At 45.9% G+C, this 25,503-nt stretch carries 27 protein-coding genes and 1 riboswitch; of the genes, 20 read left to right on the plus strand and 7 right to left on the minus strand.

Features of this window, described 5'->3' with window-relative positions:
• Positions 1–47: 47 nt before the first annotated feature.
• From NST47_RS12620 to NST47_RS12630, 3 genes are all read right to left on the minus strand, one after another.
• Positions 48–716 (minus strand): hypothetical protein, encoded by a 669-nt coding sequence (locus NST47_RS12620; RefSeq protein ID WP_341155463.1) that lies wholly within the window; start codon positions 714–716, stop codon positions 48–50.
• A 110-nt stretch (positions 717–826) separates the two neighbouring features.
• Positions 827–1,300, minus strand: coding sequence for a transcription elongation factor GreA (greA, locus tag NST47_RS12625; RefSeq protein ID WP_341155464.1), 474 nt, complete (start codon positions 1,298–1,300; stop codon positions 827–829).
• A 183-nt stretch (positions 1,301–1,483) separates the two neighbouring features.
• A complete protein-coding gene (locus NST47_RS12630; protein WP_341155465.1) occupies positions 1,484–1,897 on the minus strand; it encodes a DUF4183 domain-containing protein in 414 nt (137 codons plus the stop codon).
• A 285-nt stretch (positions 1,898–2,182) separates the two neighbouring features.
• Here NST47_RS12630 and NST47_RS12635 point away from each other — a divergent pair, with 285 nt between their 5' ends.
• Positions 2,183–2,902, plus strand: coding sequence for an MBL fold metallo-hydrolase (locus NST47_RS12635; RefSeq protein WP_445667377.1), 720 nt, complete (start codon positions 2,183–2,185; stop codon positions 2,900–2,902).
• A 133-nt stretch (positions 2,903–3,035) separates the two neighbouring features.
• Here NST47_RS12635 and NST47_RS12640 read toward each other — a convergent pair whose 3' ends face one another.
• The gene (locus NST47_RS12640) at positions 3,036–3,575 is read right to left on the minus strand and encodes a hypothetical protein (protein ID WP_341155466.1); all 540 of its coding nucleotides are present in this window, start codon (positions 3,573–3,575) and stop codon (positions 3,036–3,038) included.
• Between the two features lie 216 nt (positions 3,576–3,791).
• Positions 3,792–3,981: riboswitch (cobalamin riboswitch) on the plus strand.
• Between the two features lie 142 nt (positions 3,982–4,123).
• On the opposite strand from NST47_RS12640, the gene NST47_RS12645 reads away from it, so the two are divergent.
• From NST47_RS12645 to NST47_RS12710, 14 genes are all read left to right on the plus strand, one after another.
• Positions 4,124–4,891 (plus strand): energy-coupling factor ABC transporter permease, encoded by a 768-nt coding sequence (locus tag NST47_RS12645; RefSeq protein WP_341155467.1) that lies wholly within the window; start codon positions 4,124–4,126, stop codon positions 4,889–4,891.
• Positions 4,888–5,172 carry an energy-coupling factor ABC transporter substrate-binding protein gene (locus NST47_RS12650; protein WP_341155468.1) on the plus strand — a complete coding sequence of 95 codons (285 nt, stop codon included), beginning with the start codon at positions 4,888–4,890 and terminating at the stop codon, positions 5,170–5,172. Before NST47_RS12645 ends, NST47_RS12650 begins: the two co-directional genes overlap by 4 nt.
• On the plus strand, positions 5,169–5,969 hold the full coding sequence (gene cbiQ / locus NST47_RS12655) for a cobalt ECF transporter T component CbiQ (RefSeq protein WP_341155469.1): 801 nt from the start codon (positions 5,169–5,171) through the stop codon (positions 5,967–5,969). Before NST47_RS12650 ends, cbiQ begins: the two co-directional genes overlap by 4 nt.
• A 5-nt stretch (positions 5,970–5,974) precedes the next feature.
• Complete coding sequence (locus NST47_RS12660) at positions 5,975–6,814, plus strand: energy-coupling factor ABC transporter ATP-binding protein (RefSeq protein WP_341155470.1); 840 nt, start codon at positions 5,975–5,977, stop codon at positions 6,812–6,814.
• A 301-nt stretch (positions 6,815–7,115) separates the two neighbouring features.
• Positions 7,116–8,579 carry a spore germination protein gene (locus NST47_RS12665; RefSeq protein WP_083689175.1) on the plus strand — a complete coding sequence of 488 codons (1,464 nt, stop codon included), beginning with the start codon at positions 7,116–7,118 and terminating at the stop codon, positions 8,577–8,579.
• Positions 8,580–8,584: 5 nt separating this feature from the next.
• A complete protein-coding gene (locus NST47_RS12670; RefSeq protein WP_341155471.1) occupies positions 8,585–9,781 on the plus strand; it encodes a Ger(x)C family spore germination protein in 1,197 nt (398 codons plus the stop codon).
• A 5-nt stretch (positions 9,782–9,786) separates the two neighbouring features.
• Entirely contained in the window at positions 9,787–10,890 is a 1,104-nt protein-coding gene (locus tag NST47_RS12675) for a GerAB/ArcD/ProY family transporter (protein ID WP_341155472.1), read from the plus strand.
• A 50-nt stretch (positions 10,891–10,940) separates the two neighbouring features.
• Positions 10,941–11,090, plus strand: a complete 150-nt coding sequence (locus NST47_RS12680; protein ID WP_341155473.1) for a hypothetical protein — start codon at positions 10,941–10,943, stop codon at positions 11,088–11,090.
• A gap of 356 nt (positions 11,091–11,446) precedes the next feature.
• Positions 11,447–12,145: an ABC transporter ATP-binding protein gene (locus NST47_RS12685; RefSeq protein ID WP_076229648.1), complete on the plus strand. Its 699-nt coding sequence runs from the start codon at positions 11,447–11,449 to the stop codon at positions 12,143–12,145.
• A 17-nt stretch (positions 12,146–12,162) separates the two neighbouring features.
• Positions 12,163–13,383, plus strand: coding sequence for an ABC transporter permease (locus tag NST47_RS12690; protein WP_341155474.1), 1,221 nt, complete (start codon positions 12,163–12,165; stop codon positions 13,381–13,383).
• 116 nt (positions 13,384–13,499) lie between these two features.
• Positions 13,500–14,072 carry a TetR/AcrR family transcriptional regulator gene (locus NST47_RS12695; RefSeq protein ID WP_341155475.1) on the plus strand — a complete coding sequence of 191 codons (573 nt, stop codon included), beginning with the start codon at positions 13,500–13,502 and terminating at the stop codon, positions 14,070–14,072.
• A 91-nt stretch (positions 14,073–14,163) separates the two neighbouring features.
• Positions 14,164–15,027: an oxidoreductase gene (locus NST47_RS12700; protein ID WP_341155476.1), complete on the plus strand. Its 864-nt coding sequence runs from the start codon at positions 14,164–14,166 to the stop codon at positions 15,025–15,027.
• A gap of 28 nt (positions 15,028–15,055) precedes the next feature.
• Positions 15,056–15,778: an epimerase gene (locus NST47_RS12705; protein ID WP_341155477.1), complete on the plus strand. Its 723-nt coding sequence runs from the start codon at positions 15,056–15,058 to the stop codon at positions 15,776–15,778.
• 54 nt (positions 15,779–15,832) lie between these two features.
• A complete protein-coding gene (locus NST47_RS12710; protein WP_341155478.1) occupies positions 15,833–16,792 on the plus strand; it encodes a D-2-hydroxyacid dehydrogenase family protein in 960 nt (319 codons plus the stop codon).
• A 70-nt stretch (positions 16,793–16,862) separates the two neighbouring features.
• Here the strand turns inward: NST47_RS12710 and NST47_RS12715 are convergent, their stop codons facing one another.
• On the minus strand, positions 16,863–17,777 hold the full coding sequence (locus tag NST47_RS12715) for an S-layer homology domain-containing protein (protein ID WP_341155479.1): 915 nt from the start codon (positions 17,775–17,777) through the stop codon (positions 16,863–16,865).
• A gap of 277 nt (positions 17,778–18,054) precedes the next feature.
• Between NST47_RS12715 and NST47_RS12720 the strand changes: the two genes are divergently transcribed.
• From NST47_RS12720 to NST47_RS12730, 3 genes are all read left to right on the plus strand, one after another.
• Entirely contained in the window at positions 18,055–18,726 is a 672-nt protein-coding gene (locus NST47_RS12720) for a sulfite oxidase-like oxidoreductase (protein ID WP_341155480.1), read from the plus strand.
• Positions 18,727–18,802: 76 nt separating this feature from the next.
• Positions 18,803–20,035, plus strand: coding sequence for an ROK family transcriptional regulator (locus NST47_RS12725; protein ID WP_341155481.1), 1,233 nt, complete (start codon positions 18,803–18,805; stop codon positions 20,033–20,035).
• Between the two features lie 167 nt (positions 20,036–20,202).
• Entirely contained in the window at positions 20,203–21,351 is a 1,149-nt protein-coding gene (locus NST47_RS12730; protein WP_341155482.1) for a Gfo/Idh/MocA family protein, read from the plus strand.
• A gap of 110 nt (positions 21,352–21,461) precedes the next feature.
• On the opposite strand, the gene rbsK is transcribed toward NST47_RS12730, so the two are convergent.
• Together rbsK and NST47_RS12740 are read right to left on the minus strand one after the other, a co-directional pair.
• Positions 21,462–22,376, minus strand: coding sequence for a ribokinase (rbsK, locus tag NST47_RS12735; RefSeq protein ID WP_341155483.1), 915 nt, complete (start codon positions 22,374–22,376; stop codon positions 21,462–21,464).
• Between the two features lie 5 nt (positions 22,377–22,381).
• Positions 22,382–23,377, minus strand: coding sequence for a LacI family DNA-binding transcriptional regulator (locus NST47_RS12740; RefSeq protein WP_341155484.1), 996 nt, complete (start codon positions 23,375–23,377; stop codon positions 22,382–22,384).
• Positions 23,378–23,621: 244 nt separating this feature from the next.
• Between NST47_RS12740 and NST47_RS12745 the strand changes: the two genes are divergently transcribed.
• Both NST47_RS12745 and NST47_RS12750 read left to right on the plus strand, forming a co-directional pair.
• Positions 23,622–24,569, plus strand: coding sequence for an ABC transporter permease (locus NST47_RS12745; protein WP_341155485.1), 948 nt, complete (start codon positions 23,622–23,624; stop codon positions 24,567–24,569).
• A gap of 12 nt (positions 24,570–24,581) precedes the next feature.
• Positions 24,582–25,457: a carbohydrate ABC transporter permease gene (locus NST47_RS12750; protein ID WP_341155486.1), complete on the plus strand. Its 876-nt coding sequence runs from the start codon at positions 24,582–24,584 to the stop codon at positions 25,455–25,457.
• Positions 25,458–25,503 lie beyond the last annotated feature (46 nt).

A 25,503-nucleotide genomic window follows, 5' to 3' on the forward strand; every position in this document is an offset into this window, starting at 1 on the left:
GATGCGTTAAGATGAGAAATACCGGAAAACCGACCGATACAGTTGGATTACAGTCCTTTTCCGGTTTGTGCTGCGTATTGCAAGATAGCTATTGCCGCTCTTTCCCTACGTTTGGAGTCGCTGCTGTTGAGCGCTTCCTTCAACACATTCATAGCTTGCTCAAGGGTGTCTTTATCTATGATGGCCTTGGGTACGCTTTGTACAGGGATATTTGGCTCAGCGCCTGTATGTGCAACGACTCTCAAATGATTCGGCAGCCACCGGTCCAATCCGGCTGTTTCCATAGCTAGCTCATATGGTGTAATGGCTTCACGATGATTTAATAAGCTTTGCACTGCTTTATTCAGTTCACTTCGAGGTATCCGGTTCAACCAGGTAACGCCTCTTCTATGGCACATGCCTTCATCGTTATTATCATGCTGTTCAACATAATAATAATCGCCTATATCCCCAAGGTAGACCTCTTGTTCATGGGCAACAAGCACATAATCACCATCCTGCACCATGTGCACAAAGCAGTTGATTTCGTCTAATGGATCGGTTATATTGGTATCCGTCATCTCGTAAGCCAGGACAAGCCGTCGTTCCAGCTCGGGTGTACTAATGTTTTCCAAATCTCCGATGCCCGGCCAGCCTATACATACAAAATGATCTTTAAGAAAAAGTGCCATTCGATCCATTCCATGCGGGTTGGATTTTATTTGAAACAGCTTCATCGGTTGCATTGCTCCTTTTCTGCACAATAATGGAAAAAACCAAACAGACAGCTAATAAATCGCTGCCCTTTTAGTTATTGCTATTTCATTGTATAGATAATAGAAGGGAATTAATTAGCTCTGATTTCAAGCAGCTCGTATTTAATGACACCCACAGGTGCATTGACACTAACGATATCGCCAACCGATTTACCCATGAGAGAACCACCGAGAGGACTTTCGTAAGATATTTTATTCTCGGCTACATCAGCCTCTGAAGGACCAACGATTTTATACTCAACTTTTTCCGAAAACTCAACGTCATTCAGGATAACGATGGAACCTACATGAACGGATGATATGTCCACATTGTCAGCTACTTTGGCTTTTTTTAACATTCTTTCAATGGTTATTATTCTGGTTTCCATGAATGACTGGTCGTTTTTCGCAGAATGGTATTCACTGTTTTCCTTGAGATCGCCATAGCTGATTGCTAATTTAATACGTTCGGCTAATTCCTTACGCTTAACCGTTTTTAAATCCTCCAGCTCAAGCTCCAAATTACGAAGTCCCTCTGGTGTTAAAAATATTTCATCCTTTGCCATATCTGCATCCCCTAGACTATCCAATTTCAGATCCGATGATCTTCTTACATATTACACTATATTCGGCAATCGTGCGAAGAAAGGGTGAATTTATCGCACATTTCAGATGAGCCTTATTATGGAAGAGTCGGTGTGAACCCCAAAAAACCTGGCCAGCGGCCAGGTTATAGGCTGTAATTCCAATTACGTAATGATGGTGATAGTAGGAGCTGAAATGGTAGGTTGAGTAGCAATTGTAGAAGTTACGGTGCCGAAGTTTGCTATTTCCAATAGAACAGGTACCCCTACTGAGATATCGATCGTTGCCAGTACAAGGCTAGCTGTTGTCAGCGTGGACAGCGCGCTCTGCTGAAGAACACCATTAATATAAACATTGTAGTAATCATTTTCAGTGACAGCAGGTAAAGCCACAACCGGACCATCAGCATCGTCAACAAAGCTGGCTGCGGGAATTGTAATTTCTGTAGCACCTATCATTCCGTCATCAATTGCCGCAAAGAAACGGGAGACAACGGGATTGACAGTTGTATCGATGGTGCCACCGCTCGATATCGGAGCCGTGGAGGTTGCCGTATAGACGGGTTTAATAATTGCCATATTCTCACCTCCTTTACTCTGCGTTGAAACCGAATGAAATCTTCAGTTCTATTAACAGTAGATGAAAGTTAAATAGAATATGTAACGGCCAATCTACTGACATCTATATTAAGGTTACAGAACCTATGAATGCTATGAAATAGCAGGTTGGCGTGCGATTGATAGATATCTCTGATTCATTGGAGAAATCAGCACATTTGCCTGCGCATCAGGTCTAGGTTAACATTGAATAATCAGTACTCACGCGAAAGCCATGGGAACAAGGTAGACAGCCGATGGTACTCCATGGGAGAAGCTGTTCGAATCAATACGATGATGGAGGTGCAGGAAATGGCAGCAGGCTCAGGAATTAAAGCTGTAGAGTGGTCGATGAAAGCAGGTGAACATACGTTTGTCGTTCATGCTGCATTACTATGGGATGAGAACGATGGCATTCTTGTGGATACAGGAATCCCCGGTCAGCTGGAGGTGATTCGAGCTTCACTTGCTCAGGAGGCGGTTCCTTTTGACAAGCTTACAAAAATCATTATTACTCATCAGGATTTGGATCATATCGGCAGTCTTCCTGAGCTGCTCTCGGCTTCAGAGGGACGGATTGAGGTTCTCGCACATGAATTGACCAAGCCTTACCTATTAGGGGAAGTACCGATCATAAAAAGAGGTGTCCTTGTGCCGCCTTCCAAGGTTGATGTGACGCTTCAGGACGGTGATGAGCTTCCTTATTGCGGGGGGATTCAAGTAATTTTCACCCCGGGCCATACACCGGATCATATCAGCCTTTATCACAAGCCAAGTAAAACCTTGATATCGGGTGATGCCTTGACCTCACAGGATGGTGTGCTGATGCCGCCTAACAAAGCATTTACACCCAATATGGAGCAGGCACTCAGCTCGGTAGCCAAGCTGCTCGATTATGATATTGAGACCGTCATTACGTATCATGGCGGTGTTTGCACAGAACGGATTCAGGAGCGACTTGCTGCAATTGCAGCGGGTGAGCAATAATAAAAATAATAAAATAGAAGGATTGGGATCGGTGGGTAAACCCGTCGGTCTTTTTGTACTTTCATCACAAATATCCCATCCCGCTCATCCGAGCAGGACAGGATGTAAGTAGTTGTTGGAAAATGGTACTGCTTTAGTTTCTCGATTTCTGGATGACCTCCGTGGCCGGTGGTTCCTTAAGGATTCGGGCTATAGTTAAAGCTTTAAGACGAAGCTGCTCTGCAGCCTCATTAAAGCGGATAAGCCATGTGAACTGCTCCAATCGGCTAATCAGCCAGAGCGGGATGAGCAGACCTGCCAGCGAAGCCAACACAGCTATGGGCAGTGCCCATAGACTGTCCGGATGGGCGAAGTAAGGAATGAACGAAACCGCTAATATGGGAGCTGCATTCCATTTGAATACTTGGATCAACGATATCGTAACAATTGCAGTTGCAAAAAATGAGACAGCCCCGGTATCCATTGTATAAAAGAAGCTTCCGAGCGATACTGCAATGATAGCTCCGATAATGATGCGCACAACATCTTTGAGCTGGCCTATTCGGTGTATGAACAAGAAGCTGAATGCGCCGAGCGTTGGATAAAATACCATCTTCAATGATGGAAAATGGATGGATGCCCAATAAGCGGTCATAAGATAGCAGCAAATGATAAGCGAACGCAAAAAAAACATGAATTGCTAACTTCCTTTCTCATGAAACGGATTAAACCGATCTCTTGACTTGGCATTTTTAATTTTACAAATGGTTACACTCGATGTCAATCATTTAATGAATGACACGACTACAGATGTTTTGTACGGTCAAATTGTGTTATGTTTTTATAAATTTATGCTACGAAACAGGAAAATCGTTGTCGATATCGAATATAAGGTACTCAACAGCAAATCAAAAGCATACATGAATTAGGTGCCCATTAGACAATAAGGGGTAACAGGGAATCGGGTGCAACTCCCGAGCGGTCCCGCCACTGTATTCGGGGAGTTTTTTTTCATGCAGGTCACTCGGTAATGTATCGGGGAAGACGGAAGAAAACGAAGATCCGAAAGCCAGGAGACCTACCTAATTTAATCACCCGACAGCCTTCGCGGAAAGGAGTGGTGTACAAACGATGAAACGGCGATCCCGCAGGATCCTGTTTTATATTGTGATGTACCCATGACCAATTCTAAAGGATTGGTTTTTTTGTTTCGCCTATTATGGGAAAGAGAGGATTTAGAGAATGAAAGCAAAAAAGATGTTTCGAGCTTTATTGGTGGTTGTGGCCTTTACCCTGTATTTTGTTATTAACGAGCCTCAATCTGCCTACGCGATGCACATTATGGAGGGGTTCCTGCCACTGGGCTGGGCTGTGTTCTGGTGGGTTGTGTTTATTCCCTTTTTCATACTCGGATTACGTGCCTTGGTCAAAATCAACAAGGAAACACCAGAGTTGAAGATTATGCTGGGTCTGGCGGGCGCTTTTACTTTCGTGCTGTCAGCTCTTAAGATCCCTTCGGTAACGGGAAGCAGCTCACATCCAACAGGGACAGGCTTGGGTGCCGTGATGTTCGGACCTCTGCCGATGAGTGTGCTTGGATCTATCGTACTGTTGTTTCAAGCGCTGCTGCTGGCACACGGCGGTTTGACGACACTTGGAGCAAATGCCTTCTCCATGGCGGTCGCAGGACCTATGGTAGGATATGTCGTTTATAAGTGGCTGATGAACACAACAGGCAAGCAAAAGCTGGCCATATTCTCGGCAGCTGCATGTGCAGATCTGTCCACTTATGTGGTAACCTCGATTCAATTGGCGTTGGCTTTTCCTGCGGAAAATGGCGGCTTCCTGGCTTCTTTCATCAAGTTCGGCGGTGTGTTTGCGATCACCCAAATTCCTCTGGCTATCAGTGAAGGCTTGCTCACGGTATTGATCTGGAACTGGCTGCAGGCCTATAGCTCTGAGGAGCTGTCCATTCTTCAACGCAAAATGAAAGGAGTTAAGCAGTCATGACAAGTCGCACTAAAAATATACTTATGCTGACAGCTGTAGTGCTGTTGGCGGTTCTTCCGCTGATTCTGGTGAATGGTGAATTTGGCGGAGCGGACGATGCTGCCGAACAGATTATCGCAGAGCTTCACCCTGGCTATAAGCCGTGGTTCTCATCGCTTGTCGAGCCTCCTCCCGAAACGGAAAGCATGCTCTTTGCGCTTCAGGCGGCAATTGGTGCAGGCTTCATCGGCTATGCGATCGGCTGGTTCAAGGGTAAATCGGTTAAGCCGACTAAACAATGATCAAGCTGATCGATACACTATCCTATAAAAATCGGCTGCGGTCCGTATCTCCTGCGTGGAAATGCGGTTTTGCGGCCGTTCTGTTCGTAGCAGCATACTTGTCGCATCCTGTTGTACAGCTCTGCCTTGCAGGCTGGATGCTCGTATGGACTGTTTTTTATGCCCGAATTCCTTTTAAATCCTATATCCTGCTGATTGGGCTTCCTTGTTTATTTTATGTGACCAGCCTGCCTGCCCTTATGATCGAGATCGGAACACAATCCAGGGATTCGGTAGCGGCAGCCAGCACGAATCAAGTGCTTTTTACATTTATGAATTGGACATGTTATATGACGGAAGCAGGCTTGCATCAAGCTGGCTACTTATTTGCAAGAGTTGTTGCTTGTCTTTCCTGTCTTACCTTTGTGATGCTGACAACGCCGATGTCCGAGCTGTTTCAGGTGATGAACAAGCTGCGAATGCCCACATTGGTATTGGAGATTATGTTGATTATGTACCGTTTTCTTTTCCTGCTGTCAGAAACGGCGCAGCACATGTATACAGCCCAAAAAGCGCGAGGCGGTCAGTCCGGATTCCGCGGCAGGCTGAACGACACGGCGATTTTAATCGTTCGCTTGTTTGGTAAAACCATGCAGAGGTATAGAGCACTGTCCCATGGCTTGATAGCCCGGGGTTTTACGGATGAGATTCGGATGGCTCCTTATATGGCTAAGCCCGTTGCGCCCCGTTACTGGTTGGAAAGCTGGATCGGGGTAAGCCTCTTGTTGGGGCTGGAGTGTTGGATTCGATGGAGGTAACAGTAATGAAATCGATCTTGGAAGCAAGAGATGTACATTATAGGTATCCCGGTACGGATACGGAAGCTCTTCAGGGACTGAAGATGAGTATACCCAAGCATAAGAAAACGGCCATTTGCGGCCATAATGGCTCCGGTAAATCAACTTTTTTCCTTCAGGCGATTGGTATACACCGTCCTGTGGTCGGAGAAATGCGGTGGCATGACACTCCTCTATCGTATCGTCCGGAGGCTCTCAAAAAACTTCGCCAGCAGATCGGTCTTGTGTTTCAGGACCCCGAGCAGCAGTTGATTCTGAACACGCCGTTTGAAGATATATCCTATGGCTTGCGCAACGCCGGGATGGCTGAGCAGGAGATCGCGCTGCGAACACGTCGTATGCTGACAGCTATGGGTCTGGAGCATTTGGCGGACAAGCCGATTCACCATTTGAGCTTGGGCCAGAAGAAACGGGTAGCGCTTGCCGGAGTACTTGTGCTTGAGCCTGAGCTGCTGATGCTGGATGAACCGACAGCGTATCTGGACCGTTTGTCCGAGCAGCAGCTGGTCGAGGAATTGGATCGGATTCATGAGAACGGCATTACGATCGTGATGGCCACCCATGATATGAATCTGGCCTATTCATGGGCGGATTGGATTCTGGTCATGGATCATGGACAATGTGTGATGCAAGGCACGCCGTATGAGCTGTTTCAGCATGAGGAGCGGATTCAGTCACTCAGTCTCGAACTGCCGCTGCTGCTGGAGCTGTGGCAGGCTTTGCCCGAATTTATCCGTAAGGACGTTATCCCTCCTCGTACGATGGCGGAATTCAAGCGCTTGATGGCTGCGTCGTCTCAAGGGTGAAATAGCGGATGAAAGCTGTGATCTGCGAATTTACTTTGTTTTGCGATTTATGCATCCTCACAGCTGAAAGAGCTATTAGCCGATGTCCGTGAAGCCACATGTATCAATTGATATAAATACAGGGGAATACTTGTATAACCGGAGTTTTTTGGTTTTTCACAAAAAAATTCCGGTTTTTTATTGTCTTTACATACTATTAATCCGTATATCAACCGGCGGTTTACGTTTATTTTCATAAAGAGAGGGAGATATTAAAAGCGAATACAAAAAAAACGGAGGGTTGGCGTTAACCATTTCCAATATGACAACTATGTATGATAAAAATGAGTCCGATGCTTTTTTTGATCAACTGATTAATGTCATAGGAAATCCACCGGACTTAATATATCAAACTTTTGCACTGAGCGCGGACGTTCAGGGGTGCTATTTATTTATCGAAACCTTGGTGGACAAGAATAAAATTGATAATAATGTGCTGCGTTTTTTTTCGGAGGCTCAAATGTTTGACGGTTTGGAGAACGGCTTGAATCTCGTGGAAACCTTAAAAAACACCATTCCTATTGTTGCGACGACGACAACTTATGATTTGGACTCTTGCGTACAAGGCCTTTTGGAAGGGAAATGTTTGTTTTCTATTCCTGGAGCTGACGAAGTGCTTCTATTTGATGTTGCTCATTTTCCTCATCGTGCCGTAGCGGAAGCTAAAACAGAGACGACTGTTCAGGGACCCAATGAGGCTTTTAATGAACACCTGACGACCAATCTGGGCTTGCTGCGAAAAAGAATTCAATCCTCAAATTTTCGAGTCGAACAAATGAAGCTGGGCACGTCCACTGAATCGAGAGTTTTGCTGAGCTACATGCAGGATCTCGCACCGACCGAAGTAGTAAATGAATGTCGTAACCGCATTCGGGCTATTGAAACAGATAGCATTCTGGACAGTACTTATATTGTGGAATGGATTGCAGACAAAACATTCATTCCCTTTCCTTTGATCATGAAAACGGAACGGCCTGATGTCACGGTTTCACATATATTGGAAGGCAGGGTAGCTATTTTGGTCGATGGAAGTCCAATAGCACTAATCGGGCCGGTTACTTTTTTTCAATATTTTAAGTCGCCTGAAGATTATTTCCAAAGAGCGGATGTCGCCACTTTTATGCTTTGGATCAGGTTTTTGGCTTATTTGATGGCCATATTCGTCCCGGCACTTTATATAGCTGTTACCTTATACCAACAAGCATTGATTCCACCTATGCTTCTTGTAAGCCTATCTGCACAGAGGGAAGGAGTCCCGTTTCCTTCGTATGTGGAAGCTTTTTTGATGACGGGTATATTTGAGGTGCTGCGTGAGGCCGGTTTGCGAATGCCGCGAATTGCGGGTCAAGCGATCTCGATTGTAGGAGCACTAGTATTAGGGGAAGCCGCGGTACAAGCTGGTTTTGTATCGGCCGCGATGGTTATTGTTGTAGCTGTTACCGCTATCACGAGCTTTGTCGCCCCATATTATAACTTCGGCTTATCACAACGATTTCTTATGTATGCTTACATGATATTGGCCGGATTTATGGGATTATACGGTATCTTATGCGGTGTCTTGTTTACCATTGTTCACCTCGTTTCACTGAAATCGTTCGGTGTTCCTTTTATGGCTCCTGTTGCACCAACGTTCCTTTCGGATTGGAAGGACACGCTAATTCGCGTGCCAAGATCACGGATGAAAACCTATCCTCGCATGAATCATACAAAACGCAAAAAAAGGTGAAACTCATGAACTTCAAACATTTTCTCAGGTACTGTAAAGGTTACTTGATGATCATTTCTTGCCTTTGTTTGACAGGCTGCTGGGATATGGTGGAAGTGAATCAGCTTGCTATTGTAAACTTTATCGGGTTGGACAAAAATCCGGATACCGGAATGTACACCGTTTATTATCATATTATTAATCCTTCAGGTATAGCTACACAAAAAACGTCGGGGATCAATTCTCCTATATATTCGTATCGTATCGAGTCCAAGACCATTGGAGAGATTTATGATAAAATGCTCGACAAGATTCCAAGACGGCCTTTTTTTGACCATTATCAGTCATTGGTAGTGACCGAAAGGACTGCTAAAGAAGGAGTAGAGGAGCTTATTAATTATTTGGTCAAGCATTCGGACAACCGGTCCACTATCCACATGTTCGTAACCGGTTCTCGACTCTCAGACATCATGGATACATATACCACCCTGGAGAGGATGCCAGGCAGGGTCATACACACTATCGTTGAAAATCAGTCCAAGCAATCGGGTCGGGCAAGCAAGCAATCGCGAGTCAAAGATCTGGTTGAGAATATGGAAAGCTCTTCGCTTACCATACTTCCCCTTATTACCCTATCGAGCTCACAGCCCAAACCCACCACTAATCGTTATGAACAAATTGATGCAAATAAGGGAAACATTGTATTGGATGGAGGCGCTGTATTCAAAAGAGGCCATATGATTGGGAAATTAAAACCGATGGAGATGCCCTTGGTCAATTTGTTGAATGGGCAAATTATGACTTTTCACCAATCATTAAATTTAGCCGGAGGTCATGTCGATGTCCGCGCTATGTCGATTAAGGTACATAAGAAAATATTAATACAAGCCGGCCAACCGGTTTTAAAGATTGATATCAAAGCGAATCTTGATATTCTAGAAAATTCTCAAACTACGAAGTTGACCGTTCAAAATCTGGATGAAATCAAAAAAAAGTTCAACGAACAAGTCTCAGAGGAAGCTCACCGTTTTTATGAGAAAACTAAACGGATGGGTTGGGACATTCTTGGAGTCGAGGAACAAATCAAACGAAATCATATAAAAATCGGAGAAGTCATTCCAAAAGATAAAAATATATGGGATGAAACCCGTCTTGAGATTACCGTAACTTGCATCATACAATCTGTCGGTGATACTATCGATCCGTTAAAAAAGAAAAGGTGATGACGATGGAGGAAGCACGCATCAGCAGGTGGCAGTTTTTTCTGTTGACATTGAATTATACAATGGGCACCTCTTTCTTTATTAGACCAGGAGGTATTATTGCTTCAACCAAGCAGGATGGTTGGATCATTCCGTTAATAGCGGGAAGCATTACTTTATTGGTAGTCTGTTTGTGGTTGACACTGGTAAAAGCCAATCTTGGATTAAGTATCGTGCAAATTTGCATAAAGGTGCTTGGGAAACCAGTGGGAGGATTCTTTGCGCTGCTTTATATTTGGTACTTTGTGCAAACGTCCAGCTGGGTTACTCGCAATCTTGGCGATTTCATGAAGACTCTTGTCATGCCGCGTACACCAATATCTGTATTTCATCTCATGCTATTATTGATCGTTTGTTATGCCGCTATCAAAGGAATTGAGACTATAGCAAGAGTTAGCGAATTCTTGACCCCATTCGTCTTAATTGTTGTAGTGATTATCTACTTATTAACCTTATCCGAATGGCGGACGGATCGTTTGTGGCCCATGTTTCAGATGGATGCCTGGCATTTGATGATCAATTCTTCCTCTGTTATCGGATTTCCGTACCTGGAATCTGTTTCTCTTATGATGCTGGCTCCTTATGTCAAAAGTGGGGTCAAGTCAGGTTTGTTATATGGTATAACGATGGGGATGTTTCTTTTAAGCGGGATTGTTTTTGTAACCATAGGTGTTCTTGGAGTGACTCGCGCATCTCATTCTACGTACCCGCTGTATATCATTGTTCAGGAGCTTAAAATTGCCGAATTTATCGAACATGTGGAATCAACAATCGTGATTGTCTGGCTGATCTGGATTTTCCTCAAGCTTTGTACAGCATACTACTGCGCTGTGCTGGGTATATGTCAATTATTCCGACTCAATGACAGAACATGGATCGCAGTGCCCCTGATCCTGCTAGTCTCCGGGCTCGCGATTTCATTTAACGATAACGTAGTGGAAAATATAGAGTGGGATAAACGATACATCTTTTTATATTCCTGTTTTTATGGAATTGGAATCCCTGCTTTGCTTCTCTTGATGACCTGGCTCCGGAAAAGTCGCAGCAAAAGTAAGGAAGGCTTATTGTGATCTGGTTTATTGTGTGTTTTACGGTCGGATTTGTTGGGAGTTTTATCTTGATGTTACGAAAGAGAAAATCCGTTAAGGAAATGTTCTTTTTTACAGCTCTTTCGTTGCTTGGTTTTGTTGTTTGGATGGGTATTTTTCTTCAACATAAACTCAATCCGAATGAATGGATAGGAAGATTGATCGATATGATGAAAATGTAGAAGCTATTACTTGCCGAAGAGCCCATCGGTTCTTGTGGACTCCAGGCACTTGGACCATGAGAACTGTATAAATCGGTTCGTTCCGAAACCTTCTGGAATCAAACAACGCTTTGTGCTCCAAACCCATGCTATCCGCCTTTAACTCCCACGCTTGTATTCCGATTCTTCGAAGATATCTTTAACTCAACTTTGTCAGTTTCGTTAGTAAACCCTCCAGATCCTTTTGATAGTTGTCAATTTAATTGTGCACAAAATAAATTCGGGCTTATAACGCAAAAGATGATTTATTTGGAATTGTGCATTATACTTTGAGAAGATGCAGGAAGGGACAGTGAAAGCAAGTGGTCAAAGAACGATTGGCAGTGTTGAAAGTGCATATTGAGCAAGCGGGCTACGAAGGTCAATCCGACGTGATCAAGCAAATTCAATTTGATGTACGGCAAGGTGAGCTTGTCGGTTTGCTGGGCCCGAACGGAGCAGGCAAAAGTACTACAATCAAAAGTATTCTGGGCTTGCTCAAGGATTTTAAAGGAGAGATCACCTTTATGGGTGAGAAGAAAAGCTATGCGTATATTCCCGAGCATCCGATACTTTATGACGAGCTGACACTCTGGGAGCATATGGAGTTTGCAGCTGCTGTGTATGAACTGGATCGGGACGTATTTCTGGAAAGAGCCGATGATTTGCTGCGCCGCTTCAGGCTGTTGGATGAAAAGCATCATCTGCCAGGCAAATTCTCCAAGGGCATGCAGCAAAAAATCATGCTCATCCTCGGTTTCCTCAACAAGCCGGATGTCTACATTGTGGACGAGCCTTTTATTGGATTGGATCCCAAGGCGATCAAGGATTTTCTCGGTATGCTCGATGATGAACGGCAGCGCGGAGCGGGTATCCTGATGAGTACGCATGTGCTGGATACGGCTGAACGGATTTGTACTTCCTTTGTGCTTTTATCGGGTGGCAGACTGGTAGCAAACGGAACACTGCATGATATTCAGCAGCAGTCCGGCTTACCGGGTGCCCCTTTATTCGATTGCTTTCACTCCTTGCTATGATGGGGGGACGGGGCACATTGACGAGCAGCTGGCGGTTATTTGTTCGAAGAGTAGGTTCTGATTGGAGCTATCAACATAAAGCGCTGCGGCTTGCCGTGGACTGGATTGTAGCTTTGTATGTCGTCATTCCCTTGATGCTTGTGGCAGGTTATCACTATATAACATGGCTCCACACGCCTCCTGCGTGGTTTCATTTGTTTACGTTACCGATGGTTGCAGCGGTATTGTATGTATTTGCCTGGATGGGGACGATACGTTATTTTGTTGAGGAGGGGGATCAGCTCTTTCTCAGGCAAAATCAAAGCTGGTTCCGCCATCTGATGGTTCTTGGCTATAGATATTCTCTGGTTCTGCAGGGTGTCACAACCTTACTGCTGGTAGCTTTGCTGCTGCCCTTGTTATACCAGAATTTCGCCTTTACAGCTGCAGCGGTTGCCAACCTGTTTATTCTGACCTATTTGTTAAAAGTAACCTTGGGCTTAGCCCGTCAACTGCTTGCTCTCCATCTGTACGGAATCGTTCTATGGTTATTGCGGATTGTATTATTTACGGGAGTTTTCTTCTTATATGAGAATATTGTTGCTCACATTATTGAGCAGCCTGTGTTCAGCTGGGGCGGGATGCTGGTGCTACTGGTGCTGTTTGTTGTTCTTAGCCGGGTACGATTGGCCCAGAAGGGCGCATTTTTTGCCGATATTGCCAGAGAGAGCGATTCACGGATGAGGATTGTATCACTGATGCTGATTCGGGTCGTTAAGCGGAGGATCAGACCGACACGCAAGTATCCATTACTGTTCGGAAGATCGCAGCGATTGTTCCGTGGTGCAGGCGCGGCCAGCGGACTGTCCGATTTTTTGGCCAAATCGTATTTTCGCAGTGGTACACAGTGGAGATTTACGATACAGTTTGCGGTGGTGATGGGAGCGGCTTTGTTTTTTTTACCGGGAACACTTAAGATCGTGATCTGGATCGTGGCTGCGTGTATGTTGGCCTATTGGAGAAAACGGTTCTGTAAGGAAGAGATGAACGCTTCGTTTTTGAAGCTGTTTGATATTCAAGATGCAGCCAAGCACCAAGCGCTTCAAGCCGTTACTCCCATTCTGGTGCTGCCAGCGCTGCTGCTTATCAGCTTATGTGCAGGTATTTCCATGTTTACCTGGTGGGGACCCCTGCTGATGCTCGGAGCTGCTGTACCGCTAGCCTATGGATCATCTTCTGTGTTTACGAGCTGGTACTAGGGGAGGGGATTGCAACATGATGTAATTAGCTATCAGCCGCGAGATTCGGATTTTTCTTCCGATGATCGGGCTTTTTAAAGTTTGACAATAACCGAACGATCGTTTATTATACAGACATGAGACATAAAGATGATAATAAAAGCGAAGCGATCTTCCAGGCGACGATCCAGCTTTTGAACGAAATTGGTTTTTCAGATATTTCGATGTCCAAGATTGCCAAACGGGCAAATGTATCCCCCTCAACGATTTATGTATATTTTGAAAATAAGGAGGACATGCTGAAAAAGCTCTATTTGAATGTTAAAGAAAAAATGAGCTTGAAAATGCTTCATGGAATTAACGAAACGACCCCGATTCAAGCGGGCTTTGAATTGATTATGAGCAATCTGAAGGACTTCGTGCTTGATAATAAGGATTATTTTCTGTTTCTGGAACAGTTCACGAACTCACCGCTGATCGCAAGATTGTGTCTGGATGAGAGTATCGGGTTTTTTAGAACGCTTCATGAATTCGTTGAAAAAGGACAGCAGCAGCAGCTATTAAAACAAGTAGATGCCAATCTGCTGCTCATGTATTGTTACTACCCCGTCACACAAATGGCCAAGGAGCATTTTAAAGGGGCCGTAGTGTTCAATCAGGAAAAACTCAAGGAAATAACTCAAATGAGTTGGGACGCCATCCAAGCGTAGTTATTTCTTTTTTTATATAATAAAGAACGAATGATCGTTTAATTTAAAATCATTAAAACAAAATCCTATAATGAAAGCAGGAATTATTCATATGTCTAAAGTATGGTTGATCACAGGAAGCTCCCGAGGACTTGGACGCAGTATTGCTGAAGCTGTTTTGGCGCATGGAGATCAATTGATAGCAACAGCCCGTAAGACCGAACAGCTGGCCGATCTTGTAGCACAATATGGAGATCAGGTGCGCGCTGTAACACTGGACGTTACAAGCCCCGAGCAAGCCGAAGCCGCTGTACAAGCCGCTGTTGAAGCATTTGGACGGCTTGATGTTGTAGTCAACAATGCCGGGTATGGGAATATGTCTTCAATCGAAGAAACTTCATTCGAGGACTTTCATGCTCAAATCGACACGAACCTGTGGGGCGTTATTAACGTAACGAAAGCGGCATTGCCTGTTCTGCGTAAGCAAAAATCAGGTCATATCGTGCAGATTTCCTCTATAGGCGGCCGCAGTGGCACACCGGGTTTGGGGGCCTATCAGACAGCCAAGTGGGCAGTCGAGGGCTTTTCCGAGGTGTTGTCCAAGGAAGTGACTCCTTTTGGTTTAAAAGTCACGATCATTGAACCAGGCGGCTTCCGCACAGACTGGGCAGGCTCCTCTATGAGTCACGTTGAAGCAGGAGAGGATTATCAAGGAACGGTAGGCAAATTACAGGCATACATTCGTGAGAAAACAGGTACAGAGCCAGGAGATCCGGCAAAAGGGGCACAAGCGATCCTTGCCGTTGTCAATGAGGAGAATCCACCACTTAGACTTCTGCTCGGCAGCGACGCTGTATATATGGCCAAGCTGATCGATCAAGGCAAGCTCGCCGAAACGGAACGGTGGGAAAAGCTGAGTATTTCCACGGATTATGCTGATTCCTCATTAAATGCAGCACTCAAGGATCTGATTTAAACAAAGCCGGCAGAAAGCAGGAAGCCATATGTCATCGAACGTTAACTTGTCACTTACTAACACAAGAACCGCAAATACACCGCATCAGAAAATACGGGCGATTATTACGGGGGTTACCGGTATGGTAGGGGAAGGTGTACTCCACGAATGCCTTATGCATCCGGATGTCGAGCAGGTATTAGTGATTAATCGGAAGCCGTGTGGTGTAACACACCCCAAGCTTATTGAAATCCTGCATCATGATTTTTATGACCTGACGCCTATCGCCACTCAATTAGCACCTTACAACGCATGCTTTTTTTGCCTGGGCGTTTCCTCGGCCGGGATGAAAGAAGCGGATTACGAGCGAGTGACGTATCAACTTACGATGCATGTGGCTGAGCTGCTATCCCGACTCAATCCCGATATGACCTTTTGTTATGTAACCGGAACGGGGACTGACAGCTCTGAGCAGGGAAGAAGTATGTGGGCCAGAGTGAAGGGGAAAACGGAAAATCATCTGCTGCAGCTTCCGTTCAAGAGAGCATTTATGTTTAGACCCGGCTATATACATCCAACCAAGGGACTCCGGAATGCTCATCGGTTGTATTCCCTGCTGTCCTGGCTGTATCCTCCACTCAAACGCCTTTTCCCCAATCATTTGATCACACTGAGGGAACTGGGGATAGCTATGATTCATACCGTGAATACGGACGATGAGCGATCCATTTTGGAGGCTAAGGATATTCTGAGGCTGGCTGAGGGCGGATGATTAGCTTATAATTAGCTGTAAGCCGTTTTCTTCATCAACTCTTGGGAGGTAACAATGAAACTACGATGTGCGATTCTTGATGATTATCAGAATGCTGCCTTGCATAGTGCGGATTGGTCCACTATTTCGGAGCAGATAGAGGTTGAGGTTTTTCAGCAGCACTTTGATCAGGAGGACGAGCTGGTCAGGGCGATCCAGGATTATGACATCATTGTAGCTATGCGTGAACGCACTCCTTTTAAGGCGCCGTTATTTGCGCGGCTGCCGCGCTTGAAGCTGCTCATCACGACGGGCATGCGTAATGCTTCCATCGATCTGGCAGCAGCTGCGTCTCACGGTGTTGTCGTTAGCGGCACTTCGGGCAGCGGAGATCCTACTACAGAGCTTACTTGGGCATTGATTCTCGGACTTGCCCGCCATATTGTACCGGAACATAATGCGATTCAGTCGAATGGTCCTTGGCAGAGCACGCTTGGCATGGATCTTCAAGGGAAAAGACTCGGCTTGCTGGGGCTTGGCAAGCTTGGCAGTCGGGTGGCACGGATTGGGCAGGCCTTTGGGATGGACGTGACGGCATGGAGCCAGAATTTAACCAAAGCGCGTGCCGAAGAAGTAGGGGTGAGTTACGCAGCCTCCAAAGAGGAGCTGCTCGCAAGCAGTGATATTGTCTCGATCCATCTCGTGCTCAGCGAACGGACGAGAGGGCTGCTTGGCGAGAAGGAGCTCAAGCTAATGCGCCCGACGGCGTATCTGATCAATACCTCGCGCGCACCGATTGTGGATCAGGCTGCTCTTGTCGAAGCTCTCCAGAACCAGCGAATAGCAGGGGCTGGGCTGGATGTATTCGAGGTGGAGCCTTTGCCAAAGGATGATGTGTTTCGTCGTCTCCCCAATGTATTAACCACACCGCATCTCGGGTACGTGTCCCAAGGGAATTATCAAACCTTTTACCGGGATGCTGTGGAAAATATAGAAGCGTTTTTGTCCGGCTCGCCGATTAGAATATTGTCGTAAGGCTGTAAATAGATTAGGTCTACAATAAAGAAGCCAACTTGTCATAGTCTGGAGTTGGCTTCTTTGTATTTTATTTGGTTGGCTGCAATTCGACGGCAATGGGCTTATACTTCGCGGACAGGTAGGTGTCTGCTGTAGCTTCTACTATGACCTGCGGATTCATGATATCCGGCTGAGGCTCGGTAAGGCTGTACTGGATCTGTGCAGTTCCATCGGTAAGAAAACGAATGCCCTCAATCTTGATGCCGTAGCCTGGATTGGGCGTGATGCCCCGTGACAGCGTAATTCGGTTCAAATCTGCGTTCACTGGCTCAACCGCTACGGTTACCTCCTCGTGCTGCGGATTCGTCAGTTTAACGGAGTGGGCTTCGAGAAACTGGATCGTATTGCTAACCCAGACAGCAGCTTCCCCACGGGTCATTTCCCGTTTAGGGTAGGCCATATGGTTCTCCTCTGTTTTGGCCAGCTTGTGCAGATACAGAAGCTGCATGCTATTCGTATACGCTTTGTCGATCTGGTCTTCATCAGCAAAGCCGATATACATCATAATCACAGGAAAGGTCCCTTTTTTGTCCAGCGCATGAATGAGCAAATCGGCGTACTGTTCACGAGTAATCGTAGCGCCCGGGTCGACATCCTTGGGAATGTTAAGTCCATTCAACTGGGCGATAATAAACGCTTCCGCATACCAGGCATCGTTAGGTACCTTGGTGAAGTAATCGGAAGCCTCCGGTTTTTTAATAAAACGTATCGTATCGAGATTCAGGTTCAGCCCTTTGACGAGCAAGCTCACACTTTGAGCATAGCTGATCGGACTGCGTGGGGCAAAATGCTCGCTATCCACGCCGGTTACGATCCCTTTATCTTTAAGCATCATAATAGGCTCTTTCTCCGCTGCATCCAAATCCGTAAAGGCAAATACAGAGCCCGCCGACATTGTACTTAACAAAAGGGCTGTTGAAACTATCGCTGTTATCTTTTTCATGATCATGTTCCACCTTTCCTAATTGTAGTTGCTCACTATCCTGCAGTTAATCCTTAAGACGGTCCATATACTGAAAAGGTTGCTGTGCCCGTACAAATAAAGTTAGCTGGAAGAAATGTCGTTTAAGAAAAGCAAGCATATTCCAGGCCTTTGCATAGATCCGCGCGGGGTTCCGATTGTAGGACGATCTATGATATGATGGTAAGGATACGAGGTAAGAACTGAAAGAACTGAATGTTAAGAGCTGAATTTATTGCCCGATAGGAGATTGTATAGAATGAATAAAGTTACGAAGGCTGATCGTATTAAACGGATGCAGGTTCCACAAGTGGACTCAAAGCTTGCAGGCAGAGTTCCGGCTGGGCAAGTGGTGACGGAGCGATTCCCTATTTTACACGAGGGTGAAGTGCCTGAATACGATATGTCCAAGTGGACCTTACGTGTATTTGGTGAGGTTGCAGAGGAACGGGAGTTCAGCTACGAGGATCTGTTAGCATTGCCGCAAACCGAGGTTGTCTGCGATATTCATTGCGTTACCCGCTGGACCAAGCTGGACACGGTATGGGAGGGCGTACGCTTCCGTGATTTTCTGAGCTTGCTGAACATAGAGCCACAAGGGAAATATGTTATGCTTCATGCGGATCATGACTACGAAACGAATGTTCCGCTGGAGGATTTAATGGGTGATCAAATCCTGCTTGCGATCAAATACGATGGCAAACCGTTAACGAAAAAGCACGGCTGGCCGCTGCGATTCCTGGTACCGCATCTTTATTTTTGGAAAAGCGCCAAGTGGGTTCAGGGTATCGAGTTTATGAAGGAGGACCGGGAAGGCTTTTGGGAGCGTAATGGTTTTCACAATACAGCCGATGCTTTTGAGGAGCAGCGTTTTTCAGGTGAGCCTCTGCCGATTCCCGAGGATGAATGGGTACATAAGGATTATGACTGAGTGCTCATAGGAGGCGTTAAGCTCCTGTGTCAACAAGTGAAAAAAGCTGATCAAGTTCGAAAGTGGTGAAATTAAGGTGCTACTCCTAACAGCACGCGTTCTCCAACTGATAAGGAGAGCAAGGCAGCCACTGTCCAAGGCGGAAATTGCCAATGAGACTGGGATTTCTTTATCGGCAGTTTCTGTTCATGTCGATCGATTAATGCAGGAAAAGCTGATCATGGTATCCCATGTAGGTGCTTCCAGCGGTGGCAGAAAGCCTAAGCAATACGCGATTCATAAAAATTATGGGATCATCGTATCCATTGAGCTGGGTATTTCCTACGTTCAGGTTGCGATTGCGAATTTTGATTGTGAGATTATAGCGGCGACGAACTCGCCAAGTGATATTAATCAAGGACCTGATGTCGTTCTGCCTCAGGTGCAGCAGCTGGTGGACCATTTGCTTCAGGAAAATAATCTCGATAAGAGTCTGATTAAAGGGATCGGAATCGGAGTGCCGGGCCCTGTCGATTTTTCCTTGGGAACCCCTATTGCACCCCCTATCATGCCAGGCTGGGATCAATATCCAATCCGCGAATTCTGGTTTCAGCATTATGCGTGTCCCTGTTATGTAGATAATGATGTTAACAATATGGTGCTTGGCGAATATGCCAAGGGCTTGAATTTTGAAATCGATAATTTAATTCACATCAAGGTCGGTACGGGTATCGGCTCCGGTGTGATTTACGATGGCAAGCTGTACCGCGGCTCCACGGGAAGTGCCGGTGATATCGGGCATTTTGATATTGGCAATGAGGTGATGTGCTGGTGCGGTAACCGCGGATGCCTCGAAGCGAACGCAGGAGGCAAGGCAATCGTCGAAAAGGCGAAGCAGCTCGCTTTATCCGGGAAAAGTGAGTATTTGTTACAGCTGCTGGAGCGCAACGGAAGGCTGACACTCGATGACTTGGGGGAAGGCTTGCTTAAGCTGGACCCGGCCTCTGTGGAGTTAATCCGCGAGAGCGGAGCTGCGATTGGCAAAGTGATTGCTTCTATCGTAAATTTTTCGAATCCGTCATTAATTTCAATTGGCGGCAAGCTGTCCGAATTTGGCGATATATTTCTCGCAGCGATTCGCCAAAGTGTGTATCAAAGATCGATGCCGCTGGCTACCCGTAAATTGATGATGAATAAATCATTATTAGGCAGCAAGGCTGGACTGATTGGCGGCGCTTATATGACGATAGATCAATTGATCCTGCAGGCAACGAATGATGATCCCGAGCATTTTCTGAATGTGATGCCAAGTATAGAGACATACAAATAAGTTGAAATGGCTGAATGGGGTATGTACCTGTTCAGTTTTTTGTTGTTTGCCAAAAGTGCTGGCGGATGATCTATGCGCATAAGATCTTTTATCTTTATAAAATATACTTTTAATATTGAAAGTCAAAAGTATATCTGCTATAGTCAAAACCAAGGGAGTGGATGTTCATGCGCAGGATCAAAGCGGCTATCATCGGGGCGGGGTTTATCGGAAAGGCCCATCTGGAGGCAGTTCGAAGGTTGGGATACGTGGATATTGTGGCGATAGGTCAGAATGGGCAGGATAAGGCGGATGCTTATGCGGAAGCGCTTAAGATCCCCAAAGCTTATGGCAATTATATGGATTTATTGAATGATCCTGAAATTGAAGTGATTCATAACTGTACGCCCAACCATCTTCATTTTGAAATTAACAAGCAGGTGCTTCTCCATGGCAAGCATCTACTATCGGAAAAGCCGTTGACGTTAACCCGTGAGGAAGCAAAGGAGCTATACGAGCTGGCCAGTCAAACGTCGCTCGTGACCGGTATTAATTTTAATTATCGGCAGTTTCCGATGGTTCAGCATCTGAAGTCGATGGTCAAGGACAAGGATTTAGGGGAGATTAATATTATTAGAGGCAGCTATTTGCAGGACTGGCTGCTGTATGATACGGATTATAATTGGCGAATGGAGCCTGAGTATGGGGGACAGACGAGAGCTATCAGTGATATCGGGTCGCATTTGTTTGACCTTATTCAGTATGTAACGGATTTAAGAATCGTTGAGGTATTCGCAGATCTGGCGGTTGTGATTCCGAAACGGTATATGAATGCTGCGCAAGGAGAATCCTTTCAACCGAGTTCGACTCATGATCGACAGCTCGTAGATATTAAGACTGAGGATTACTGCTCTGTACTTGTGAAGTTTGATAATGGTGCTCGCGGCGTGTTCACCGTATCTCAAGTATCGGCAGGTAAAAAGAATGCCCTTGAAATTAATCTGGACGGTTCGCAGGCTTCCGGCTCCTGGAAACAGGAAGAGCCTTTTCGATTAATGATGGGCTACCGCGATAAACCGGGAGAAACCGTTCTGAGAGACCCGAGTCAGCTCAAGAAGGAAGCGCTCCCCTTCATGCATTATCCAAGCGGACATGAGGAAGGCTGGACCGATAGCTTGAAGAATATGATGCATAATTATTATCAGGCGATCGTGAATCAAGTACCGATATCCGGTTCCGTGGCGACGTTTAAAGAGGGCTACGAGATCATGGTTATTAATGATGCCATTGTGCGGAGTGCGCGGTCGGGAACATGGGAGGCCGTTAACTGGGAGTAGGCAGTTGCCCGATACTTATACCGATTGGTAGTTATATGAGCTGGATTTCATGCAGAGAGGCTGTCCCTTTAGTAGAGAAAGTCTACTCGAAGGACAGCCTCTTATCTAATTCATTCGCGGGCAAACTGCTGCACCTCTGCCAGAGTAGGCAGTGAGCTTTGGGCTCCGGCGCGGGTCACCGTGATGGCGGCTACAATCTGGGCTTGCCGGATCGCTTCGTCCATATTCGGATTGGACACATAGCTGGCTGCAAAGCCACCTATAAAGCTGTCTCCGGCAGCAGTGGTATCCAGGGCTTTGACCTTATGGGCCGGGAACATGGTGAACGTCTGATGATCTGCATAACAGCAGCCCTTTTCGCCAAGTGTCACAATGAGTGATTGGACGCCTTTGGCCAGCAGCGCCTGGGTCGCAGCTTGAAGGCTTTGGTCATCGACAAGCTCAATTCCGCAAATATCCGCCAGCTCATGCTCATTCGGAATCAAAATATCGACGTAGGACAAGAGCTCATCATCGAGAGGTTTGGCTGGAGCTGGATTCAATATCGTTGTTTTACCAAGCTGCTTGGCTAATTGAAGGGTGTATTTGACAACCTCCATGGGAACCTCAAGCTGAAGCACGACAATCTCACATTGCTCAATAGCCTGCCTTTGCAGCTCAATATCCTGCTCTGTGATATCAAAGTTAGCACCTGGAATAACAATGATATGGTTACTGCCACTCTGATCCACGGTAACTACAGCAACACCGGATTTCTTGGTAGAGGTAACGATATGCTCTGTATTGACGTGGGAAGCTGTTAGAGAGCTTAAGAGGGAGGTGCCGTACGGATCGGCTCCGACTTTCCCGATCATGCTGACCGGTGCCTGCAGCTTGCCGATCGCTACTGCCTGATTGGCGCCCTTTCCCCCGGGGATTTCCGTTAATCCGGTTCCAATGAGCGTCTGGCCCTCCTTAGGCATGTGGTCGACATTAATGACGATATCCATATTCAAACTTCCTACAACTACGATAGCTGGTTTCATGGTTTTCATTCCTTTCTTGTGGAGGCTCGCGGGATAAGGGTAACATCTAATTCGTGCAGGCTGTTTGCTACAGCGTCTCCGTTAATCTTTTGAATCAGCAGCCTTGTCGCTAAAGCTCCAAGCTCATAAATCGGCTGGGCCACCGTTGTAATTTCAGGTTCTGTGGCCTCTGTAAGCTGTATGCCATCAAATCCGCATATCGCCACTTGCTCAGGAACCTGGACTCCCATACGGAGCAAGGATTTCAATACCCCGACAGCCATCAGATCATTACCAACAAAGACACCGTCTACATCAGGGTGGCGCTCCATCATGTGTTCAGCAGCTGTGATCCCGCCATCCAAGAGGAAATTTCCGGGTATGAGCAGATTCGGACTGTACCACGGCAAATGCTGCACGATATCCTCGTATCCCCGAAGTCGCTCCTGAGCGGTTCGAATCTCCTGTGGTCCATAAATGTGAGCGATTTTGCTGCAGCCTCTATCCAGCAAATGCTGAACAGCGAGCCTCGCCCCAGCACGATTATTCGAGCGGACAACGCTGCAAACCTCATCAGAGGGTGCGCGATCCAGCACGATATAGGGGATATGGCTGCTGTTCAGGCGAAGAGCCTCTTCCATACCCAGCGTGTGTGAGGAGAAAATAATTCCGTCGACGTATCTTTGTCTGAAAATCTCGATGTAAGCCTGCTCCTTATCGGCTTGATCATCGGAGCTGCCAAAAAACACGGTATAACCAAATGTACGTGCGACTTCCTCGACGGCTCTTGCCAGCTCTGGAAAAAAAGGATTCATCATATTGGAAAGAATCAAAGCGATCGTTCGGCTCCGCTTGCTTGCCAGTCCTCTAGCGACTGCACTGGGTTCATACTGCAGCGTCTGGATGGCCTGATTCACCTTGTGCTCCGTTTCCTGATTGACGTAGCCGCTCTTGTTCAAAACACGGGACACAGTGGAAACAGACACACCTGATAATTGTGCAACATCCCGGATCGTTGCCACCAATAATCACTTCCTTCGAGAGAGATGCTGCATAAGCATGCGCGTTGTGGTATCGGTACCATAACGGATCAAAAGTAATGTGGTACCGGTACCACATTCGTAACATAATTTTACTTGGGAAATAAATCAATGTCAATATGACAAAATAGTTGCGTTTAAAGTAAAAGAAATGGAATACGAAAGTGGTTTCATATGCGATATAGTTACAGCATTACAACATAAAGACTGGATAGGGGAGAGAGCAATGAGAACTAATTCGTCGACCGCACCGCCGGTTGGGGTTACAACGAAAAGACCTAAACAGGGGTTCATGAAATATTTGGATTTGTATCTAATGGTGCTGCCGGCTCTTGTGTTTCTGATTATCTTTAAATATGTGCCGATGTACGGCGTCGTTATCGCATTTAAAGACTACAACATCATTCAGGGTGTCATGAATAGCAAATGGGTCGGATTTCAACATTTTCAAGAGCTGTTTGCATTCGACGAGTTCCCCAATGTTGTGCGTAACACGTTATTAATCAGTCTAATGAAACTAGTTATAGGATTTCCTGCTCCGATCCTGTTAGCATTGCTGCTTAATGAGCTTAGGCTGGCTGTATTTCAACGCGCTGTGCAAACGGTTACTTATTTGCCTCATTTTATTTCATGGGTAGTTGTCGGAGGCATGGCTGTAGATTTGCTTTCTCCGAGCAGCGGGATTGTGAACAAGATCATTCAAGCCTTTGGCTTCGAACCGATATTTTTCTTATCGGATGAGCGTTTGTTTCGTTGGATTTTGGTATGGTCTGATATATGGAAAGAAGCGGGTTGGGGTGCAATTGTTTATTTGGCGGCATTGATCGGAATTAATGAAGAGCTGTTTCAAGCCGCGACAGTGGATGGAGCAGGTAGATTTAAGCAAATATGGCATGTTTCATTGCCGGGGCTTACTTCAACAATCGTTGTTTTGCTGCTGCTTCGCCTTGGCCATGTGCTTGATGCCGGGTTTGAGCAAGTTTTGGTTATGTACCATCCGGCTGTATACGAAGTGGCGGACATCATCGACACCTATGTATTTCGGGTAGGGCTAGGTACGATGCAATTTGGGTTAACAACGGCAGCTGGGCTGTTCAAATCGGTAATAGGCTGTGTGCTACTCATTTTAGCGAATATGTTAGCAAGAAAGATGGGAGAAGAAGGAGTATTCTAACAAGGAAAGGCGGTGGTACCGTTGATACGAACTAAAGGTGAATTTGTATTTAATTATTTGAATGTCTTCTTGCTTTCTCTGTTATCATTATCGATGGTCTTGCCGTTTATTCATATAGCTGCCAAGTCGCTCAGCAGTGAGGCGCATGTGCTGGCAAAAGATATTATTTTGTGGCCAAAAGGCTTTAACACGTTGTCGTTTGAGTATGTGCTTACGAACAGGCAGTTTTTTTACTCCTTTTCCAATTCCGTGTTTATTACGGTAGTTGGCACATTAGTCAGCATGGCGTTGACGGTATTGGCTGCTTATGCTTTATCCAAAAAAGTATTGCCTTACGGGCGTGTCTTGATGCTGGCGTTCGTTATAACGATGTTCTTCAGCGGCGGTTTGATTCCAACGTATCTCGTTGTTAAGGAGATAGGCTTGATGAATACGTTGTGGTCACTTATATTGCCCGGTGCCATAGCCCCCTTTAATTTGATTCTAATTCGCAATTTTTTCATAGGTGTACCGGAATCATTAGAAGAATCGGCTAGAATAGATGGAGCTTCTAACTGGCGCATTCTTTACTCGATCTATCTTCCATTATCCAAGCCTGCTTTGGCTACGGTAGCGATGTTTTACGCTGTAGGCTACTGGAACAGCTTCTTTCAGGCAATGATGTATATTACAGAACGGCGCTGGATTCCACTGCAGATGTTTCTGCTGCAGCTTGTGTCGGATGAGAAAACTGCTGATACGGCGCTCAATGATGTTTTTAGAGAAATAACTCCTGAAACGATTCGTGCGGCGGCCATATTATGCGTGGTTATTCCGATCCTGCTTGTGTATCCGTTTATTCAAAAATATTTTGTAAAAGGGATTATGTTGGGAGCGGTGAAAGGGTAGACAACCTGTCTTTGCACCGGACCTTCATATATATACTCAAATAACA

It is taken from the genome of Paenibacillus sp. FSL H8-0034 (genome assembly GCF_038000305.1).
Lineage (GTDB): Bacteria > Bacillota > Bacilli > Paenibacillales > NBRC-103111 > Paenibacillus_S.

What these genes read in the sequence shown, in the direction of transcription:
- NST47_RS12620 (WP_341155463.1), bottom strand. Translation starts at nt 716, where the DNA reads ATGAAGCTGTTTCAAATAAAATCCAACCCGCATGGAATGGATCGAATG.
- greA (WP_341155464.1), bottom strand. Translation starts at nt 1,300, where the DNA reads ATGGCAAAGGATGAAATATTTTTAACACCAGAGGGACTTCGTAATTTG.
- NST47_RS12630 (WP_341155465.1), bottom strand. Translation starts at nt 1,897, where the DNA reads ATGGCAATTATTAAACCCGTCTATACGGCAACCTCCACGGCTCCGATA.
- NST47_RS12635 (WP_445667377.1), top strand. Translation starts at nt 2,183, where the DNA reads ATGGGAGAAGCTGTTCGAATCAATACGATGATGGAGGTGCAGGAAATG.
- NST47_RS12640 (WP_341155466.1), bottom strand. Translation starts at nt 3,575, where the DNA reads ATGTTTTTTTTGCGTTCGCTTATCATTTGCTGCTATCTTATGACCGCT.
- NST47_RS12645 (WP_341155467.1), top strand. Translation starts at nt 4,124, where the DNA reads ATGAAAGCAAAAAAGATGTTTCGAGCTTTATTGGTGGTTGTGGCCTTT.
- NST47_RS12650 (WP_341155468.1), top strand. Translation starts at nt 4,888, where the DNA reads ATGACAAGTCGCACTAAAAATATACTTATGCTGACAGCTGTAGTGCTG.
- cbiQ (WP_341155469.1), top strand. Translation starts at nt 5,169, where the DNA reads ATGATCAAGCTGATCGATACACTATCCTATAAAAATCGGCTGCGGTCC.
- NST47_RS12660 (WP_341155470.1), top strand. Translation starts at nt 5,975, where the DNA reads ATGAAATCGATCTTGGAAGCAAGAGATGTACATTATAGGTATCCCGGT.
- NST47_RS12665 (WP_083689175.1), top strand. Translation starts at nt 7,116, where the DNA reads ATGACAACTATGTATGATAAAAATGAGTCCGATGCTTTTTTTGATCAA.
- NST47_RS12670 (WP_341155471.1), top strand. Translation starts at nt 8,585, where the DNA reads ATGAACTTCAAACATTTTCTCAGGTACTGTAAAGGTTACTTGATGATC.
- NST47_RS12675 (WP_341155472.1), top strand. Translation starts at nt 9,787, where the DNA reads ATGGAGGAAGCACGCATCAGCAGGTGGCAGTTTTTTCTGTTGACATTG.
- NST47_RS12680 (WP_341155473.1), top strand. Translation starts at nt 10,941, where the DNA reads ATGTTACGAAAGAGAAAATCCGTTAAGGAAATGTTCTTTTTTACAGCT.
- NST47_RS12695 (WP_341155475.1), top strand. Translation starts at nt 13,500, where the DNA reads ATGAGACATAAAGATGATAATAAAAGCGAAGCGATCTTCCAGGCGACG.
- NST47_RS12700 (WP_341155476.1), top strand. Translation starts at nt 14,164, where the DNA reads ATGTCTAAAGTATGGTTGATCACAGGAAGCTCCCGAGGACTTGGACGC.
- NST47_RS12705 (WP_341155477.1), top strand. Translation starts at nt 15,056, where the DNA reads ATGTCATCGAACGTTAACTTGTCACTTACTAACACAAGAACCGCAAAT.
- NST47_RS12710 (WP_341155478.1), top strand. Translation starts at nt 15,833, where the DNA reads ATGAAACTACGATGTGCGATTCTTGATGATTATCAGAATGCTGCCTTG.
- NST47_RS12715 (WP_341155479.1), bottom strand. Translation starts at nt 17,777, where the DNA reads ATGAAAAAGATAACAGCGATAGTTTCAACAGCCCTTTTGTTAAGTACA.
- NST47_RS12720 (WP_341155480.1), top strand. Translation starts at nt 18,055, where the DNA reads ATGAATAAAGTTACGAAGGCTGATCGTATTAAACGGATGCAGGTTCCA.
- NST47_RS12730 (WP_341155482.1), top strand. Translation starts at nt 20,203, where the DNA reads ATGCGCAGGATCAAAGCGGCTATCATCGGGGCGGGGTTTATCGGAAAG.
- rbsK (WP_341155483.1), bottom strand. Translation starts at nt 22,376, where the DNA reads ATGAAACCAGCTATCGTAGTTGTAGGAAGTTTGAATATGGATATCGTC.
- NST47_RS12745 (WP_341155485.1), top strand. Translation starts at nt 23,622, where the DNA reads ATGAGAACTAATTCGTCGACCGCACCGCCGGTTGGGGTTACAACGAAA.